General features: G+C 50.0%; 16 protein-coding genes. 15 read left to right on the forward strand and 1 reads right to left on the reverse strand.

Going from position 1 to position 17,508, the window contains the following annotated elements; all coding sequences use genetic code 11:
• Window positions 1-83 precede the first annotated feature (83 nt).
• Window positions 84-1,784, forward strand: a complete 1,701-nt coding sequence (locus C7R94_RS24540; RefSeq protein WP_106785329.1) for a hypothetical protein — start codon at window positions 84-86, stop codon at window positions 1,782-1,784.
• A gap of 62 nt (window positions 1,785-1,846) precedes the next feature.
• Here the strand turns inward: C7R94_RS24540 and C7R94_RS24545 are convergent, their stop codons facing one another.
• Window positions 1,847-2,779, reverse strand: coding sequence for a flagellar hook assembly protein FlgD (locus C7R94_RS24545; protein ID WP_106785330.1), 933 nt, complete (start codon window positions 2,777-2,779; stop codon window positions 1,847-1,849).
• Window positions 2,780-2,959: 180 nt separating this feature from the next.
• Between C7R94_RS24545 and uvrB the strand changes: the two genes are divergently transcribed.
• The 14 genes from uvrB to hisIE all read left to right on the forward strand — a co-directional run bounded on the left by uvrB (window position 2,960) and on the right by hisIE (window position 17,206).
• A complete protein-coding gene (gene uvrB / locus C7R94_RS24550) occupies window positions 2,960-4,936 on the forward strand; it encodes an excinuclease ABC subunit UvrB (RefSeq protein WP_106785331.1) in 1,977 nt (658 codons plus the stop codon).
• A 15-nt stretch (window positions 4,937-4,951) separates the two neighbouring features.
• Window positions 4,952-7,819: an excinuclease ABC subunit UvrA gene (gene uvrA / locus C7R94_RS24555; RefSeq protein WP_106785332.1), complete on the forward strand. Its 2,868-nt coding sequence runs from the start codon at window positions 4,952-4,954 to the stop codon at window positions 7,817-7,819.
• Between the two features lie 66 nt (window positions 7,820-7,885).
• Window positions 7,886-8,515: an HD domain-containing protein gene (locus C7R94_RS24560; protein ID WP_106785333.1), complete on the forward strand. Its 630-nt coding sequence runs from the start codon at window positions 7,886-7,888 to the stop codon at window positions 8,513-8,515.
• A gap of 39 nt (window positions 8,516-8,554) precedes the next feature.
• Window positions 8,555-8,923, forward strand: coding sequence for a phage holin family protein (locus C7R94_RS24565; RefSeq protein ID WP_106785334.1), 369 nt, complete (start codon window positions 8,555-8,557; stop codon window positions 8,921-8,923).
• Between the two features lie 155 nt (window positions 8,924-9,078).
• A complete protein-coding gene (hprK, locus tag C7R94_RS24570) occupies window positions 9,079-10,014 on the forward strand; it encodes an HPr(Ser) kinase/phosphatase (RefSeq protein WP_106785335.1) in 936 nt (311 codons plus the stop codon).
• 15 nt (window positions 10,015-10,029) lie between these two features.
• A complete protein-coding gene (locus tag C7R94_RS24575; RefSeq protein ID WP_047069713.1) occupies window positions 10,030-10,533 on the forward strand; it encodes an acyltransferase in 504 nt (167 codons plus the stop codon).
• 181 nt (window positions 10,534-10,714) lie between these two features.
• A complete protein-coding gene (locus tag C7R94_RS24580; RefSeq protein ID WP_106785336.1) occupies window positions 10,715-11,890 on the forward strand; it encodes an ATP phosphoribosyltransferase regulatory subunit in 1,176 nt (391 codons plus the stop codon).
• Window positions 11,891-11,893: 3 nt separating this feature from the next.
• The gene (gene hisG, locus C7R94_RS24585; protein WP_106785337.1) at window positions 11,894-12,541 is read left to right on the forward strand and encodes an ATP phosphoribosyltransferase; all 648 of its coding nucleotides are present in this window, start codon (window positions 11,894-11,896) and stop codon (window positions 12,539-12,541) included.
• Window positions 12,542-12,560: 19 nt separating this feature from the next.
• Window positions 12,561-13,859 carry a histidinol dehydrogenase gene (hisD, locus tag C7R94_RS24590; protein ID WP_106785338.1) on the forward strand — a complete coding sequence of 433 codons (1,299 nt, stop codon included), beginning with the start codon at window positions 12,561-12,563 and terminating at the stop codon, window positions 13,857-13,859.
• Window positions 13,856-14,455, forward strand: a complete 600-nt coding sequence (gene hisB / locus C7R94_RS24595) for an imidazoleglycerol-phosphate dehydratase HisB (protein ID WP_017252226.1) — start codon at window positions 13,856-13,858, stop codon at window positions 14,453-14,455. Before hisD ends, hisB begins: the two co-directional genes overlap by 4 nt.
• Before the next feature lies 1 nt (window position 14,456).
• Window positions 14,457-15,071 carry an imidazole glycerol phosphate synthase subunit HisH gene (gene hisH, locus C7R94_RS24600; protein WP_106785339.1) on the forward strand — a complete coding sequence of 205 codons (615 nt, stop codon included), beginning with the start codon at window positions 14,457-14,459 and terminating at the stop codon, window positions 15,069-15,071.
• Window positions 15,068-15,817 carry a 1-(5-phosphoribosyl)-5-[(5-phosphoribosylamino)methylideneamino]imidazole-4-carboxamide isomerase gene (gene hisA, locus C7R94_RS24605; protein WP_106785340.1) on the forward strand — a complete coding sequence of 250 codons (750 nt, stop codon included), beginning with the start codon at window positions 15,068-15,070 and terminating at the stop codon, window positions 15,815-15,817. Before hisH ends, hisA begins: the two co-directional genes overlap by 4 nt.
• Window positions 15,807-16,565, forward strand: coding sequence for an imidazole glycerol phosphate synthase subunit HisF (gene hisF, locus C7R94_RS24610; protein WP_106785341.1), 759 nt, complete (start codon window positions 15,807-15,809; stop codon window positions 16,563-16,565). Before hisA ends, hisF begins: the two co-directional genes overlap by 11 nt.
• Window positions 16,562-17,206 (forward strand): bifunctional phosphoribosyl-AMP cyclohydrolase/phosphoribosyl-ATP diphosphatase HisIE, encoded by a 645-nt coding sequence (hisIE, locus tag C7R94_RS24615; protein ID WP_106785342.1) that lies wholly within the window; start codon window positions 16,562-16,564, stop codon window positions 17,204-17,206. Before hisF ends, hisIE begins: the two co-directional genes overlap by 4 nt.
• The last annotated feature ends 302 nt before the right edge of the window (window positions 17,207-17,508 follow it).

The raw sequence follows: 17,508 nt of genomic DNA on the forward strand, positions 1-17,508 counted from the left end.
TTTTGAGAAAAGCTCGTCTATTCGGTAACTTACTGGTGGCTGTTGCGTCTCAATGGAGGAGGAAATAAGGGGGAGTTGGTTCGGTGTCCAAAGTAAAAAGAACGGTCTCGTGGTTTTTGTCGGGTACATTAGCAGCTGCCACGGTCTTTGCTGCACCCTTATCAGGAGCAGGCGCAATGAGTCCTGTGACCGTAGCGCAGGCTCAATCGGTTGTAGCTGTGCCGATGCATGTGACGAAAGGTGTCCAAAAGCTAGTCAAGCTTGTACCGGAGTTGTCTTCGCGCTATGTCGTTTACGGTGGAGATGTGGATGGACCTGGTGTTAGCGGGGTGGCGGTCACTTTTGCGCAGTCTGCTGCTGAGGCTCAGTCGTCCATGGATGATGCGATTTTTGACGGACAGACAGGAGAGCTTCTCAGACTGAATCTTACCCCTAAAGCAGCAACAAAGCCTGCGTACCCGAATGAGCAGCAGGCCAAAGCACGAGCGTTGGCTTTTGTCGCTGGTTTGCAGGGAACTGGTACAGGTAATACTTATCAGGCGAGAGAGGTTTATAAAAATAAGGACCTATTGACGGTTCGACTGGTGCGAGTGATAAATAATGTGGTGCTTGATGACGATTATGACTGTCTCGTCAGTTTTGATGCATCGGGAAGAATTGTTTGGTTTTCCACGTTTGATGGCAGGCTATATGAAAAAGTAAGTCCTTCTTCACTCCCATCTCCGCAGCGCGTCATCTCCGCCGAACAAGCTGTACGAAAGTGGCAAGAAAGCCGGCCATTGGAGCTTGTTTATTTATTGCCTACTCATAATCATAGCGATCAGGTGGAAGCAAAGCTTGCCTATGTCCTGAAAAATGGAATCATAACCCAACAACATACAGGTAGTGCATTAGATGCCTTCAGTGGCAACCGATTGGTAACAACGAATTCAAGAGCGACAACGAGCCCGTCTCAGACCATCAATGTGAATGGAACAGGTGAGAAGTGGGTTGCGCAAACAGAAACGCAAGCGCGTGATTTGTTACGCATGTTGTTTAAACTCGAAACAGAAAAGCTGCCGCTGTCCATCTACGAGGCGAGTTACGATAATGGCCCAGCCCTTCGTTATTTCATATGGGGAAATTTTGGTGAGGGGGTTCCCGATGCTGACAAGATATCTCGAATGGCTAGCTTTCCTGAGGGAAGCAGTAACGGCGAGCAGCATCATCTCCTCGTGACAGATGCGAGGACTGGTGAATTTCTTGAATTTTCCACGAAGGTAAACAATCCGCAATGGTCTAATGTGAAAACGGATAAGAAGCGGGATCGAGTGAAAGCGGATAAGCTTTTGACCAGACTGACTCCGTCTGGAAGCAATCAGTTCCAAATAACGGAGGATGGAGATGAAAGGTATACCTCGATCATAGCTGATCCCATTGTGAACGGGATTCCGGTTTATGGGATCAATCAAAGTGCGGAGGACGGGATGTATACGATTCGGATCGATTCATGGACGGGGACATGGGAGCAGGTGAGAATAAACAAACCGGCCAGTGTCAAATACCCGGCCGGTTCCCAAGCCCTTAAAGAACAAGTGGCCATGACCCGATTACTGCAAACCTATCCACTTGAGTTGACCTACATTCACCAGCCAGATCATAAGAAAAACACGATTACATGGAAGCTTGGCTATGACCTTTCGTTTCGTCAAACTCGCCCGCATTGCTTCTGCGGGGGAGAATTTAAAGTAGATGATACGTTTTACGTGGATGCGATAACCGGAAAAGTGATCGTAAACGAATAGGACCCTGCAAAAGAAAAGCCGCCTTCTTCGATTCGAAGATGTGCGGCTTTTTGTATAGGATTCTAGGCAGTTGCTTCGAATCCTGTGATTTGATTGAGAGCGACTTTCTTATCATCCTGAAGGACGAATTCGACTACTCCGTTTTTCATGCTGACCGCTTTGACTACTCCGGTAAGAGGAGTATTGGAAGTGGTGCCGTCCGGATTCGTTGTAGACTGGTTGTACGTGATGTTGTAGCCGATCATTTGCGCGTAGGCAAGCGAGTTGCCCATTGTTCTGTTTTCAGGTTTCACTGTCATGCCTACAATTTCTTCGGCTTTTACGGTTGATCCATTATCCAGTTGGAATTGTGCGGTACCGTTTTTGGTGGTAAAGCCAGTGATGACGCCATTCAAGATTTCATCAACCTTGGAAACGTCGTTAGTGGTATCTGGATTGCCATCCCGGTCTACTTCCTTGGTTACTTTATAGGAAATCTCTCGACCGATCATTTCCATGTACTTCACGCTGTTATCGAGCGTATTGCCTGCCAGACCTTGTGATTCCAGTCCGGAGACGTCTGCCAGCGGAATCGGTGTCGATTCGCCTGCAATACGGAAGTAGATTTTGCCTTGATCCATGTAGACGGCATCAAGTACGCCTTCTTTCTTCTCCGTCTTGGTTTCTCCCGTCATCTCGTCTTTTGTAGTAAGAGAATACGAGGCAGTGCGACCTACCAGCTTTTCATACTTTTCCAAAGTGACCATGCTGTTGTTCGATTGCTCCATCAGCGTGGTCATTTTTGTGATTTTTTCTACCATGGTCAGCATACTTGTTTGCTGGATGAACTGAGAGTTGTCCATGGGGGACATAGGGTCTTGATGCTTTAGCTGCTCCAGCATGAGCTTCATAAAGGCATTTTGGTCGAGCTCTGTGGAGAATTCTTTTTTGCCTTTATAGCTCATATGCGGTTGTATATAAGGGTTATTTTTGACGGTTGTTCCGGTATCTGACATGTCAATCCTCCCTGAAGGTGGCGAGTCTATCTGCGTATGTTTGTACTTCCTTCATCTTATATCGGAAAAATCGGCGGAAAGATGAAGACAAACGTTTGTTCGAATTTTGGGCTTAAACTAGCCGGAATTGTGTTATAATGGAAGTAGAAACAGTCATGCTATGAGGAGATGAACGAGGGAATGGAGCGTTTTGAATTGGTATCGGAGTTTCAACCGTCCGGTGACCAGCCGACCGCCATTGCCGAGCTGGTGGCAGGGTTAAAGGCTGGCAAGCGACACCAGACATTGCTTGGTGCGACGGGAACGGGAAAGACTTATACGGCTGCCCAAGTAATTGCTCAGGTGAACAGGCCAACACTCGTGATGGCACATAACAAAACTCTGGCAGCTCAGCTTTGTGCAGAGTTTAAGGAGTTTTTCCCGAACAACGCGGTGGAATACTTCGTCAGCTACTACGATTACTATCAACCCGAAGCATACATTCCCCAATCGGATACGTTTATTGAAAAAGACTCGAGCATCAACGACGAGATCGACAAGCTCCGTCACTCGGCTACCAGTGCGCTGTTTGAACGCCGAGATGTGATCATCGTTGCCTCCGTCTCCTGCATTTACGGATTGGGTTCGCCGGAAGAGTACCGTGAACTGCTCTTGTCTTTGCGCGTTGGCATGGAAAAAGGACGAGACGAGATTTTGCATCGTCTGGTCGATATCCAATACACACGCAACGATATCAACTTTACACGTGGTACGTTCCGCGTGCGGGGTGACGTGGTGGAGATTTTTCCTGCCTCACAGAGCGAGCAGGCGATTCGCGTAGAGTTTTTCGGAGATGAAATTGAGCGGATTACTTCGATTGACGTACTGACCGGAGAGATTTTGGGACAGCGTGATCACATTGCCATTTTCCCTGCCTCCCACTACGTGACGCGCGAGGAGAAAATGAAGCTGGCTGTCCAAAGCATCGAGGCCGAGCTGGAAGAAAGACTGAAAGAATTCCGTGATGCGGGCAAGCTCTTGGAAGCACAGCGACTGGAGCAACGCACACGGTACGATATTGAGATGATGCTGGAGATGGGCTTCTGCTCCGGGATCGAAAACTACTCGCGCCATCTGACAGGACTTCCTGCGGGGCACGCTCCGTATACCTTGCTGGATTACTTCCCAGATGATTTTATCGTCATGATGGATGAGTCGCATATGACCTTGCCGCAGGTTCGGGGGATGTATAACGGTGACCGCGCGCGAAAGGATGTACTGGTGGAACACGGATTCCGTCTGCCTTCTGCACGCGATAACCGTCCACTCAAGTTCGAGGAATTTGAAGGAAAGCTGAAACAAGCGATCTACATTTCAGCTACGCCTGGTCCATATGAGCTGGAGCACACCCCTGAAATGGTGCAGCAGGTGATTCGTCCGACAGGCTTGATTGATCCGACGGTAACGGTACGTCCGATCAAAGGACAGATTGACGATCTGATTGGCGAAATTCAAGCCACGATTGCGAAAAATGAGCGGGTTCTGGTCACGACTCTGACGAAGAAAATGTCTGAGGATTTGACGGACTATCTGAAAGAAATCGGAATCAAGGTCCGCTATCTTCACTCGGATATTAAAACGATCGAGCGGATGCAGATTTTACGTTCGTTGCGTTTAGGTGAGTTTGACGTGCTGGTCGGGATCAACCTCTTGCGGGAAGGTCTAGACTTGCCGGAGGTATCGCTCGTGGCGATTTTGGATGCAGACAAGGAAGGCTTCCTGCGCAATGAGCGCTCGCTGATTCAGACGATCGGTCGGGCTGCGCGGAACGCTGAGGGACGCGTTATTATGTACGCGGACAAAATGACAGATTCGATGGCCTCTGCGATTCGAGAGACAGAGCGCCGTCGTTCCATTCAGATGGCTTACAATGAAGAGCACGGCATCACGCCGCAAACCGTGAAAAAGTCCGTCCGCGAAGTGATCGAGGCGACCAAGGTAGCGGAGGAAAAAGCAGATTACTTGCCACATGCAGACTTCAAAAAAATGCCGAAGAAGGATCGCGTGGCTGTCATAGAACGTATGGAAGAAGAAATGAAGGAAGCGGCACGCAACCTCATGTTCGAGCGTGCGGCCGAATTGCGTGATTTGATTCTTGAGCTGAAGGCGGAACTCTAAGGAGAGGTTTTTTTCATGCCATTAGAACATATTGTCGTAAAGGGTGCACGTGCCCACAATTTAAAAAATGTTGATGTAGTCATTCCGAGGGACAAATTCGTCGTTCTGACGGGTTTGTCTGGCTCGGGTAAGTCCTCGCTCGCTTTTGATACGATTTACGCAGAGGGACAACGACGCTATGTCGAGTCTTTGTCCGCATACGCCCGTCAATTTCTTGGGCAAATGGACAAGCCGGACGTGGATTCGATTGAGGGACTTTCCCCTGCGATTTCGATTGACCAGAAAACGACGAGCCGCAATCCGCGTTCCACGGTAGGTACGGTTACGGAAATCTACGACTATTTGCGTCTTTTGTATGCGCGTGTAGGTAGAGCGGTTTGCCCGGAGCACGGTATCGAGATTCAATCCCAGACTATTGAACAAATGGTCGATCGCCTGCTGGAGTATCCTGAACGCACGAAAATGCAGATTCTCGCGCCTATGGTACAAGGTCGCAAGGGAGAGCACGTTAAGCTGCTCGAGGACATCCGCAAGCAAGGGTTTGTCCGCGTGCGGGTCAACGGTGAAATTACCGATCTGTCCGAAGACATCAAGCTGGAAAAGAATAAAAAGCATAACATTGAAGTTGTCGTTGACCGGATCGTCGTGAAGCCGGATGTACAGGCGCGTCTCGCAGACTCCTTGGAAACGGCACTTCGTTTAGCAGATGGCAAGGTCATCGTCGATGTGATGGAGCAAGAAGAGCTACTGTTCAGTGAAAAGCATGCTTGCCCGGTATGTGGCTTCTCCATTGGAGAGCTGGAGCCGCGAATTTTCTCCTTTAACAGCCCGTTTGGTGCTTGCTCGGAGTGTGATGGACTGGGTGTCAAGCTGGAGGTAGACCCGGATATGGTCGTTCCTGATGCGACGAAGACGCTCAATGACGGGGCGATTGGTGCATGGGAGCCGAAGACTTCGACTTACTATCAACAATTGTTGGAATCAGCTTGCCGCCACTTTAACATTCGGATGGATGTGCCATATGAGGAGCTTACGGCAGCGCACCGACAAATCTTGATGTACGGAAGTGAGGGCGAAAAAATTCACTTCCGCTATGAGAATGAGTTTGGGCAAGTGCGCGAGGCGGTCGTACCGTTCGAGGGTGTCGTCATCAACCTGCAACGACGTCATCTGGAGACGAGCTCGGATTACATCCGCGAGCAAATCGAAGGATTTATGAGTCAAAAGGCGTGTCCTGTCTGCAAAGGTCAACGTTTGCGTCAGGAGAGCTTGGCGGTAAAGGTCGGGGAGCGCAGCATTTCTGAGCTGACTACGCTGTCGATTCTCGATGCGCATCAGTTTGTCGATGGACTGGAACTGACAGAGCGGGAAACGAAGATCGCGAACCTGATCGTAAAAGAAATCAAGGCGCGACTGAACTTCTTGATTGATGTCGGTCTGGATTACTTGACACTGAGCCGTGCGGCGGGAACACTGTCTGGGGGAGAAGCGCAGCGGATTCGACTGGCTACGCAGATTGGTTCTAGTCTGATGGGTGTTCTCTACATTTTGGATGAGCCGAGTATCGGACTGCATCAGCGGGATAACGCGCGTCTGATCAAGACGTTGGAGCATATGACCAAGCTGGGGAATACATTGATCGTCGTCGAGCATGACGAGGATACGATGATGGCCTGCGATTACATTATCGATATTGGCCCGGGCGCCGGCATACATGGCGGTCAAATCGTAGCGGCAGGAACTCCGGAAGAAGTCATGAAGGACCCTAACTCCTTGACCGGGGCCTATTTGAGCGGGCGCAAATTCATCCCTGTTCCGATGGAGCGTCGCAAGCCTTCGGACAAATGGATCAAGATTGAGGGCGCAAAGGAAAACAACCTGAAAAACGTCACTGTGAAGCTTCCTTTAGGTGTTTTCGTTGCCGTAACAGGTGTGTCTGGCTCAGGAAAAAGTACGCTGATCAATGAAATTTTGCAAAAGACACTGGCTCGCGATTTGAATAAAGCAAAGGTGAAGCCAGGGGAGCATCGCCGCATCTTGGGACTGGAGCATTTGGATAAGGTGATCGACATCGACCAATCTCCAATTGGACGTACGCCACGTTCCAATCCGGCGACATATACAGGTGTCTTTGACGATATTCGCGACCTGTTTGCTTCCACCAACGAGGCCAAAGTGCGCGGCTATAAAAAAGGTCGCTTCAGCTTTAACGTCAAGGGTGGCCGTTGTGAAGCGTGCAGTGGTGACGGGATTATTAAAATCGAGATGCACTTCTTGCCGGATGTGTATGTGCCTTGCGAAGTTTGCCACGGCAAGCGTTACAACCGCGAGACGCTCGATGTGAAGTACAAAGGCAAGAGCATTGCTGATGTCTTGGAAATGACGATCGAGGATGGGGTAGAGTTTTTCCGCAATTTGCCGAAGATTGAGCGCAAGCTGCAGACCATCGTAGACGTAGGGCTGGGATATATGAAGCTTGGGCAGCCTGCTACCACGCTTTCTGGCGGGGAAGCACAACGCGTCAAGCTTGCCTCCGAGCTGTATCGACGCAGTACAGGACGTACCTTGTACATCTTGGATGAACCGACAACCGGTTTGCATACAGATGATATCGATCGTTTGCTGAAGGTACTGCAACGATTGGTGGAAAACGGAGATACGGTGCTGGTCATCGAGCACAATCTGGATGTCATCAAAACGGTGGATTACATCGTGGATTTGGGACCAGAGGGTGGTACGCGTGGCGGAGAAATTGTCGGAACAGGTACACCAGAGGAAGTGGCAAAAATGGAAGGCTCCTACACAGGTATCTATTTGAAGCCAATTTTGGAACGCGATAGAGAACGGACGAATGCCAAGCTAGAGCAATTCGTTTCGAAGTAATCGAGAGACTGCCTCCCTGATTCAGGGGGGCATCTTTGCTAAGTGAACGCAAAGGGGGAGGAAAAGATGGATTACGTGAAAGATTCTCTTGCCGCACTACCTGCCGAGCTAGTGGTGGAAGCACAGAAGCGCTTTGATGGACAAGATCCTGCACACGATTGGCAGCATAACTTGCGTGTGATGGCGATGTGTGAGCGGATTGGCCGCGAGGAAGGGGCAGATATGGAAGTGCTGCGCCTCGCTGCTTTGCTGCATGACATTGGGAGAGCAGAAGAAAGGCAAACAGGGGAGTGCCATGCCGAGATCAGCGCAAGACTGGCAGGGGAATGGCTCGCCGAACGCAGTATGACAGAAGCATTCATCTTGCGTGTGCAGTCTGCGATTCTCGCCCATCGTTTTCGCAAAGAACGACCTCCACATACCTTGGAAGAAAAGATCTTGTTTGATGCCGACAAGCTGGATTCGATTGGAGCTATTGGAGTGGCTCGGGTTTTTGCTTATACTGGGGTTATTGGGCAACCCATACAATCGGATGACCCCAATCAGCATACACCTTATAAGGAATACACGTGGAAGCTGCAACGCATCAAAGACAAGCTTTTCACCAAGACTGCCCAGCAAATCGCCGAAGACAGGCATCGATTCATGACAATGTTTTTTGAGCAATGGGAATGGGAAGTAACGGGGATTCGATAACCGTTGCGCGAAGGCAAGACTGTATAGGGGGAAGGCACCATGAGCCGCTGGATAATCAAAATGCTTTTAAATGGGGCTGCGCTGCTTTTGATCAGCAATTGGTTCCATTCCATTTATGTCGCGAATTTCACAGTAGCACTATGGGCTACGTTGATCTTGGGGTTGGTGAACACAGTGATTCGGCCGATTCTGCTGTTTTTTACCTTTCCCTTGCAAGTACTGACAATCGGTTTGTTCTGGTTTGTCATTAATGCCGTGACGTTTGCGTTGACTGCCTACTTTATTGATGGATTTGAAGTGGGGCCATGGCCTGACAACATTGGCACTGTCATCGTGGCAGCAGCACTGATGAGTATTTTTGGCTACCTCATTGAAGTTGTAGTAGGGATGAAAAAAGAAAAGAGGTAGTATGTTCGAAAAAGCCCCGTATTCTCTCAAACGAGTCGCGGGGTTTTTGCCTAATAAGGATGCTCGGTCTTATTAGGTTGTCGTAAGCACAGAGGTTTCGATACAATAGAGACACAACCATAGGGACGGAAAATCCCATGTGAGGGGGAAGCTTCATGCGTAAGACGAATGTGAGCCATTTAGTGGACCATTTCAATATGACGATCTTGAGCGGGGAAGAGGGCTTGGGGCGTGAGATTACCGTTACGGATTTGAGTCGTCCGGGCCTGCAGTTAGCCGGTTACTATTCGTATTATGCGCAAGAGCGGATTCAATTGTTCGGCTTGACGGAAATCAACTTTTTTCAAACGCTGACTCCAGAGGAACGGCTGGAACGGATGAATTTTCTCATGCAAAGTCAGGTTCCCTGCTTCTGTGTGACCCGTAATCAAATGGTGCCGGAGGAGATGATTGACGTTTCCAATCGGTTGGGGGTACCTGTACTTCAGTCCCCGCTGGCAACGACTACGCTAGTCGGGAAAGTGACCAACTTCCTGGAGAATCGTCTTGCACCAACGACGACGATACATGGGGTACTCACAGACATTTACGGCGTCGGCGTTTTGATTATGGGATCGAGCGGGATCGGGAAGAGCGAGGCTGCACTTGAGCTTGTAAAGCGCGGACACCGACTCGTAGCAGATGACGCAGTGGAGATTAAGCAGACACAGGGCGGGCAGCTAAGCGGTAGCGCTCCTGAGCTGATTCAACATCTCTTGGAAATCCGCGGCGTGGGGATTATCAACATTATGACGATGTTTGGTGCAGGTGCCGTGCGCAATGTAAAGAACATCGAGATGGTTGTTCAGCTGGAGCTGTGGGAGCCTCATAAAATGTACGAGCGGTTGGGGCTCGATGAGGAAACATTGAAGATCATGGATACCGAAATTCCGATTATTACCGTTCCTGTTCGACCAGGACGAAATTTGGCAGTCATCATTGAGGTTGCAGCGATGAATTTCCGTTTGAAACGGATGGGTTACAACGCAGCGATGCACTTCACACGGAAACAGTCGAATGCCATTCTAGAAGATGCCGATTCTGACTTGTAGGAGAAAGAGACGCATATGAGGAAGACAACACGTTATCCCGTAAATGGGGTAAACCCGCTTTGGCACATGTATCGAACGGTAAGCTTCTGGAAAGTCATGAAAAATTTTATCGTCATCCAACTCTCCAGATATACGCCGATCGTTTCGTGGAAGAACTGGATGTACCGCACATTTTTGCGTATGGAAGTAGGGCAGCATAGTGCGGTAGCGTTGATGGTGATGATGGATATCATGTTTCCCGAGAAGATCAAGATCGGCCGTAATTGCGTGATCGGGTACAATACGACGATACTCGCCCATGAATATTTGATAGATGAATATCGTTTGGGAGAAGTGATTATTGAGGATGCTGTCCTGGTGGGTGCCAACACTACCATTTTGCCTGGAGTAACGATTGGCAAAGGGGCCATTGTCGCAGCGGGAACGGTTGTTCATAAAGATGTCCCGCCTGGTGCCTTTGTAGGTGGGAACCCCATGCAGCTCATTCGAACGAAAGCTTCAGAGGAAGAAGGCATGTAGCGTCTCTTCCCTTGTGATCAGCCGTCAGGTGTTTATCCTGGCGGTTTTTTATTTTGGATGAAATTTTCCGACTATTCTTATCTTAGTTGACCTAAGATTCTCGACGTGGTAATCTTCTTCATAACACTTTAGTTTGTTACCATATTAGCAGAGTAAAGCGAATGCAATGGAGGGAACAAAGATGGCAAAGCCGTTGGGATTCGAAAAGCCGCTCGGGATGCGGGACATACTGCCGGAATCACTGGCGAAACAACGGCATTTGGAGCGGGAGCTGCGGCAGTGTATCGAGAGATGGGGCTATGACGAAATATCCACACCCTCTCTGGAATACTTCGATACGGTAGGAGCAGCAAGTGCGACGCTGACAGACCGGATGTTTCGCCTCCTGGATAAACAAGGCCACACCGTAGTCCTGCGTCCGGATATGACAACGCCAATTGCAAGGGTTGTTTCCTCCCTTTATAAAGATGTTCCATTGCCGATTCGGTTGTATTACCAGGCAAATGTGTTTCGGGCACAAGAAAAGGAAGCGGGACGGAATGCGGAGTTTTCTCAAACTGGGATCGAGTTGATCGGGGATGCGTCTGTCGATGCGGATGCGGAAGCCATTGCGCTTGCTGTGTTTTGCTTGCGGGCAGCGGGTGTGGAGACGTTTCGCATTGCCATTGGGCATGTCGATTTCGTAGACGGTCTGTTGGAGGAAGAGATTGAAGATGAGTCGATTCGTAATCAATTCCGCCAGTTTTTGTACGAGCGGGACTTCGTTGGCTTCCGGCAGTTACTTGCGACAGTAGACATTCCGTCAGAGGCGAAAAGTCGATTGGAAGCCTTGCTACGGCTGCAAGGGGGAAAAGGAAAAATCGAGGCAGCCCGTGAATTGGCAGGCAACGGAAAGGCAAGGAGGGCAGTCGAGACGATTGCATCCTTGTGGGAGTCGTTAGAAGCCTACGGGGTGACAGAAGATTTGTTGATCGATTTCAATCTGATCATCAATTTGAACTACTACACAGGCGTCGTTTTCGAAGGGTACGCGGCAGACTTGGGCTCCCCGCTTTTGGGCGGAGGACGCTACGATCAGTTGCTCTCCCAATTTGGGCGGGCTGCATCCGCCACGGGCTTTGCGATCAAGATGGATCGTCTGCTTCAGGTCACTCCTTTCGTAAAAGGGCAAGCAACTGCGCGAGTTTTGCTTGTTTACACGGAGGATTGCCGCGGCGCTGCTTTGGCAGAGGCACAGCAATTGCGTGAGGACGGGCTCGTAGTAGTGACACGTCTCGTCTCCAAAATAGATGAGAAACAGGTTGGACAAGAAGCGGGATATACCAAGGTCATTTGCATGACACAACAGGAGGAGTAGGAGATGGCACTCATGAAAAACGACCAAAAGCTGACGATCGCCATGCCAAAAGGACGGATTTTTGAAGAGGCAGTCCATTTCCTCCAGCAGGCTGGCTTGCAGGTTGCTGCGGATCTGCAAGATTCGCGCAGACTGATCATCCCTGTGGAAAACGCCAGGCTTGAATTTATCATGGCGAAGCCTACTGATGTTCCTACTTATGTCGAGTATGGGGTGGCTGACGTTGGCGTGGTCGGCAAGGATGTTTTATTGGAGGAAGAGCGAGATGTTTACGAGCTGTTGGATTTGCATATCGGCTATTGTCGCATGATGGTAGCGGGTCTGCCAGATTGGAAACCGACGGAAGCACTGCGTGTTGCAACGAAATATCCGAAGATTGCGTCACGGTATTTTCGTGAGCAGGGACAGCAGGTTGAGGTAATCAAGCTGAATGGTTCAGTAGAGCTTGCACCGATGATTGGGCTGGCTGATCGTATTGTGGATATTGTTTCGACAGGTAGGACATTGCGGGAAAATGGCTTGGTCGAGCTGGAGAGCATTTGTGAAATTACGACGAGGCTGATTGCCAATCGAGCCAGCTATCGGATGAAAAGTGAAGCGGTGGATGAGATCGCCGGAAAATTTTTAGAGGTCATTCCTTGCGGGAACTAGAGAAAAAGGGGAGACAGCTATGCGTATCATGTCAGCCAGCCAGTATGACGGGAAACGATCGGTAGACGCAGGGACGAGAGAACAGCAAGAAGCGGTGAAGGCGATCCTCACCTCGGTTCGCCAGCAAGGGGACGAAGCGCTGCGCTATTACACAGAGCGGTTTGATCGTGTGCTTCTTCAAAACTTCCGTGTGAGCGAAGGCGAGTTTGCAGAAGCAAGTGAGCTCGTATCTCCACAAGTCAAAGCGGCATTGGAAGAAGCAGCCGAAAATATTCGGGCGTTTCATGAGCGGCAAGTGCGTCAGTCCTGGTTTACCACCAAAGAGAGTGGCACATTGCTTGGCCAACTGATACGTCCGTTGAAGCGCGCAGGTTTGTATGTACCAGGCGGAACGGCAGCTTATCCTTCCAGCGTATTGATGAATGCCATTCCTGCCAAAATTGCAGGTGTTCCTGAAGTAGTCATTACAACACCTCCAGGAGCGGATGGGAAAATCAATCCGGCGATTCTCGTTGCAGCTCAAATCGCAGGAGTAAGTGAGATATACAAGGTAGGCGGAGCGCAGGCGATTGCGGCATTGACCTACGGGACGGAGCAAATCAAAGCAGTCGATAAAATTGTTGGCCCCGGTAATATTTTCGTGGCGTTAGCGAAGCGAGAAGTATTCGGATTGGTCAGTATCGACATGGTGGCAGGGCCTAGTGAAATTGCGGTGATCGCAGATGAGACGGCCAACCCGCGTTACGTCGCGGCAGACCTGCTATCTCAAGCTGAGCATGATCCGATGTCAGCCGCTATATTGGTTACAACATCGCAAGCGTTGGCGGAGCAAGTGTCACAGGAAGTCGAGCGACAGCTTGCGGTTCTTCCACGCAAATCGATTGCAGAAGCGGCGATACGCGACTACGGCTCTATTATACTCGTCGACGATTTGGAAGAAGGGTTTGCCGTTATCAACCGTATCGCGCCCGAGCATTTGGAAATCATGATGGCAGAGCCGTTTGAGCACCTCGGAAAAGTGGAAAATGCGGGTGCAATTTTCCTCGGCCCATACAGCTCAGAGCCAGTCGGGGATTATTTTGCCGGTACCAATCATGTGATTCCTACGAATGGAACAGCTCGTTTTTCTTCGCCATTATCCGTCGATGATTTTATCAAGAAGTCGAGTGTTGTTTCCTACAGCAAGCGAGATTTGCGGGAAAATGGACATAAAATTGTGGCACTGGCAGAACAGGAAGGATTGTCTGGGCATGGTCGAGCTATCCTTGCGCGATTGCTAGATTTTGAGACCGAAGAGCAGGAGAGTGAAAAGAGATGAGTGAAGGGAAACAACGTGCTGCACAGATCGAACGCAATACGAATGAGACGCAGATCGCGCTTTCCTTTGGTGTAGACGGCGCGGGTGAGAGCAAGCAAAATTCGGGTGTTCCATTTCTGGATCATATGCTAGACCTGTTTACCCGACACGGACATTTTGACCTGACTGTCAAGGCAAAGGGAGATATCGAAATCGACTATCACCACACGGTGGAGGATATCGGGATATGTCTTGGGCATGCTCTGCGGGAAGCGTTGGGAGACAAGAAAGGCATCAAGCGTTATGGAAATGCGTTTGTCCCGATGGATGATGCGCTTGCGCAGGTTGTCATTGATATCAGCAACCGCCCTCATCTGGAATATCGCGCTACGTACCCTACTAATATGGTTGGTCAGTTTCCGACGGAGCTGGTACACGAGTTTTTATGGAAGCTCGCATTGGAGGCGCGGATTAATCTGCATGTGATTTTGCACTACGGTCACAATACGCACCACATGATCGAGGCGATTTTCAAAGCGCTGGGCCGTGCACTGGATGAAGCGACGACGATCGATCCGCGTGTAAAAGGGGTCCCGTCCACAAAAGGGGTTTTGTAACATGATCGGCATCATCGATTACGGCATGGGGAATTTGTACAGCTTGAGCAAGGCGTTGGAAAGGCTGGGCTATTCGTACGAGTTCGTTTCTCAAGCAGAGCGCCTGCAAGAATATAGCGGGTTGATTTTGCCGGGAGTCGGGGCGTTTGGAGATGCGATTGCCAACATACGTGAGCTCGGATTGGAGCAAGCGATCAAGGGATACGCAGCAACAGGTCGTCCGATCTTGGGCATTTGTCTCGGCATGCAGCTTTTATTTGAGAAAAGTGCGGAGCATGGAGAGAATGCGGGCTTGGGGCTGCTCGGTGGTGAGGTTGTGCGTTTTCGAGGGGATTACAAGGTACCGCACATGGGCTGGAACCAACTGATAATAAAGCAAAAGCAACTGTTACTAAACGGCGTGCAAGATGGCGATTACGTCTATTTTGTCCATTCGTATCATGTCTTGTGCCAGTCTAATGTCTTGCTTGCGACGAGTGACTACCATCAGGAGGTCACAGCCATTGTGAATCGTGACAACGTATACGGCATGCAGTTTCACCCGGAAAAGAGCGGAGAGACAGGAATGCTGCTGCTGCGCAACTTTGCCGTTCAATGCGAGGGGGTCTTGACATGAGCTTTATCGTTTATCCGGCGATCGATATTCGCGGGGGCAAGTGTGTTCGGCTTTTTCAAGGAGATTACGGGCAAGAGACAGTGTACGCTGATTCACCGCTCGCGATGGCGAAACGCTGGGTAGAGCAAGGTGCGTCTTGGGTTCATCTCGTAGATTTGGATGGGGCAAAGGAAGGTAAGCCTGCAAATGCAGCGCTCATAAAGGATATAGCGCGCTCGATCCCTGTACCCGTGCAGGTTGGAGGCGGCATTCGAACAGAAGAACAGATCGCGGACTATTTGGAAGCGGGTGTCGCGCGAGTGATCGTTGGGACTGCCGCTATCGAAGACGAGCCTTTTACGAAGCGAATTCTTCAAAACTATGGGGACAAAATCGCGATTGGTCTGGACTGCCGGAATGGGCTGGTGGCTACCAGGGGTTGGTTGACCACAACAGATGTCCAAGCGACAGAGCTTGCCAAGCGGTTGGTTACGTATGGCGCCGAGACGTTTATTTACACCGATATCGCCCGTGATGGCACGATGACAGGGCCTAATGTAGAAGAAATTGCAGCGTTGGCGATGGCTACAGGAAAATCAGTGATAGCCTCGGGAGGTGTCAGCCAACTGGACGACTTGTTGACGCTCGCTGCCCATGCTTCGGACGGAGTCTCTGGCGCCATTGTTGGCAAAGCACTTTATACGGACGCTTTTACATTGGAAGAAGCGCTCCAGCGCATGGAGGAGCGTGAAGCGAATGCTAGCTAAACGAATCATCCCGTGTCTCGATGTAAAAGACGGACGGGTGGTAAAAGGCGTGCAGTTCGTCGGACTTCGCGATGCAGGAGACCCGGTTGAACTGGCAAAAAAGTATAGCGACGAGAGAGCAGACGAGCTGATCTTTCTCGATATTTCCGCGTCCCACGAAGGGCGCAAGACGATGGTGGATGTCATCGAAAAAACAGCCGCAAACATTACGATTCCTTTCACGGTTGGCGGCGGCATTAACAGTGTTGACGATATGAAAAGGATTTTGCGTGCGGGTGCGGACAAAATTTCGTTGAATACAGCGGCTGTTTTGCGTCCGGAATTGGTCCGCGAGGGAGCGACGGTCTTTGGCTCACAATGTATAGTCGTGGCGATCGACGCGAGAAGTGTCGGGGAAAATCGCTGGGAAGTGTATACCCACGGCGGACGGAATGCGACGGGGAGGGACGTTATCCACTGGGCGCATGAAGCAGAAGCGCTGGGAGCGGGAGAAATCCTTCTGACCAGCATGGACGACGATGGAGAAAAGAAAGGCTTTGGCCTTGAATTGACCAAGAGGGTATCAGAAGCGGTCGGAATCCCGGTCATTGCTTCTGGTGGAGCGGGCTCGAGGGAGCATTTTTACGATGTGCTGACGCAAGGAAAGGCAGACGCTGCGCTGGCGGCTTCCATTTTTCACTATGACGAGACGTCGATTCACTCGGTGAAAGAGTATTTGCAAACCAAAGGAGTTGTCGTACGACCATGACAGGAGCAGAAGCGTTTGCAGTGGAAAAATTGCGTTTTGACGACAAAGGGTTGATCCCTGTCATCGTGCAGGATGCCGGAAGCAAGACAGTCTTGACGCTTGCTTATATGAATGAAGAATCGCTACAAAAGTCATTGGCCACCAAAGAAACATGGTTTTGGAGCCGTTCCCGACAACAATTGTGGCACAAGGGTGAGACCTCGGGTCATACACAGCGGATTGTCTCTATGCGGTATGATTGCGACGGAGATGCGCTGGTTGTGATGGTCGAGCCGAATGGGCCCGCTTGTCATACGGGGGCGTACAGCTGTTTCTCACAGGAAGTTCTCACCGATACAGATGAAGAACCAGTACAAGCAGATCGGTTTGCGATCTTAAGTGAGCTAGAGGAACTGATTGCTGCGCGGGAGGCAGAGCGCCCGGAAGGCTCCTACACCACCTACTTGTTCGAAAAAGGCGTAGACAAAATCCTGAAAAAGGTCGGGGAAGAGGCTGCCGAGGTCATTATTGCAGCGAAAAATCGAAGTCGTGAGGAGCTGCGGTACGAGGCATCTGATCTGATCTTTCACTTGATGGTTCTGTTACGGGAGCAAAAGCTGCCGCTGGATGAAGTGCTGACGGAGCTCCAGAGGCGCCGTTAAAAGAAACGGGTATGTAGTTCAAGGCTGAATGTAGTAGAGATATTTGATAGAAAGAGCGGGATGTTTTTCTCGCTCTTTTTCCTTTCGTAACGCGATATTTTAGCTGTTTCTCGTTTTTTTGATTAAAAACTTTTAAAATCACTCTTGATTTAGATTTTTATATGTGATAGATTATTCCTTGTCGCCAAGAACGACGACAAAATACGAGAAAAGAAAACGAGATTCGATAAAAAACTTCTTGACTCGCAAACAACGAACGTGATAAGATGTAAAACGTTCGACAAAAAATGCTCTTTGAAAAC

The organism is Brevibacillus sp. NRRL NRS-603, assembly GCF_003013445.1.
Classification (GTDB): Bacteria; Bacillota; Bacilli; order Brevibacillales; family Brevibacillaceae; genus Brevibacillus; species Brevibacillus formosus.